This window comes from Phenylobacterium sp., assembly GCF_031425575.1.
Taxonomy (GTDB): Bacteria; Pseudomonadota; Alphaproteobacteria; order Caulobacterales; family Caulobacteraceae; genus Phenylobacterium.
The window spans coordinates 1-1,549 of sequence record NZ_JANPJP010000162.1 but is presented as its reverse complement, the minus strand read 5'-3'; the positions used below and the strand labels follow the sequence as shown (position 1 = coordinate 1,549).

The following is a 1,549-nucleotide window of genomic DNA, read 5'->3' as shown; positions in this document are numbered from 1 at the left end:
TCCTTGGGGGACGGCCATTCCTCCAGGTCGTCTCGGGCCACCTGCACCTGGGCCACGATCTCGGCGGCGGTCAGGTTGCGCACCAGGGCCTGGGTGCCGGTGTGGCAGAAGGTGCAGTTGAGCGTGCAGCCCACCTGGGACGAGACGCACAGCGCCCCGGCCCGGCCGACGTCGGGGATGTAGACGGTCTCCACTTCGATGCCCGGCGCCATGCGGATCAGCCACTTGCGGGTGCCGTCCTTAGACACCTGGCGCTCGACGATCTCAGGCCGGGTCAGGGTGAAGGCGTCGGCCAGGACCGCGCGGGTCTCCTTGGCGATGTCGGTCATCGCCTCGAAGTCTGTGACGCCGTAGTGGTGGATCCAGCGCCACATCTGGTTGGCGCGCATCCTGGCCTTGGGGGCCGGGACCACGTCGGCGGCGATCAGCGTCTCCACCAGGCCCTTGCGGGTCAGGCCGCAGAGGTTCGGCTTCGTCGGGGCGGCCGCCACGGAGGCGGCGCGCGAAAGGTCGAGGGTGAAGCCCAAGGGGAGGAACTCGCTGACTGGAAGGCCGCCAATATAGGGCCTGGCGCCTCCCACGCCAAATCAGCCCATCTCCGTCGTGGTCAAACAAATGTTCGGCGCCGGACTTCCGCGCGAAGGAGGGCTGCGCTAGCGTCCGCCAACTTTCGAAAAACGATGTCCGGGAGACGACGATGAAGGCGCTGCTGAGCAAGACCACCGGGGGCCCTGAGACCCTGTCCTACGAGGATGTGGACTCCCCGGAAGTCCGTCCCGGCTTCGCCGTGATCAGCACCAAGGCCGTGGGGATCAACTTCCCCGACGTGCTGATGATCGAGGACAAGTACCAGATGAAGCCGCCCCGGCCCTTCTCCCCCGGCGGAGAGCTGTCGGGCGTGGTCAAGGCGATCGGCGAAGGCGTCACCAATGTGAAGGTCGGCGACCGGATTCTCGCCAACACCGGCTGGGGCGGCCTGGCCGAAGAGGTCCTGCTGCCGGCCAACCGCCTGTGGCACATCCCCGACAGCATGCCCCACGACGTGGCGGCGGCCTTCATCCTCACCTACGGCACCAGCTATCACGCCCTGAAGGACCGCGGTCACCTGAAGGCCGGCGACACCATGCTGGTCCTGGGCGCCGCCGGCGGCGTCGGCCTGTCGGCCGTGGAGCTGGGCAAGGCCATGGGCGCCCGCGTCGTGGCCGCCTGCTCGTCCCAGGAGAAGTGCGACCTGGCCATCAAGCACGGCGCCGACGCGGGCGTCGTCTATGGCCGCGGCCCCTTCGACCGCGACGGCCAGAAGGCGCTCGGCGCCCTCTTCAAGGAAGCCGGCGGCGAGAACGGCTTTGATGTGATCTATGACGCGGTCGGCGGCGACTATGCCGAGCCCGCCCTGCGCTCCATCGCCTGGGAAGGCCGCTACCTGGTGATCGGGTTCGCCGCCGGCGACATCCCGAAGATCCCGTTGAACCTCGCCCTGCTGAAGGGCTGCGACATCGTCGGCGTCTTCTGGGGCACCTGGACCACCAAGAACCCGGAACTGTTCGCC

1 protein-coding gene and 1 pseudogene are annotated in these 1,549 nt (G+C 68.3%); one reads left to right on the top strand and one right to left on the bottom strand.

All coding sequences use genetic code 11. The annotated features are described in order from the left end of the window. Positions 1–527 (bottom strand): annotated as a pseudogene (locus tag RMO97_RS09265) (23S rRNA (adenine(2503)-C(2))-methyltransferase RlmN); the annotation flags it as partial. Positions 528–697: 170 nt separating this feature from the next. Here RMO97_RS09265 and RMO97_RS09260 point away from each other — a divergent pair. Then, positions 698–1,549: NADPH:quinone oxidoreductase family protein (locus RMO97_RS09260; protein WP_310540548.1), on the top strand; the 852-nt coding region annotated here is incomplete at its 3' end.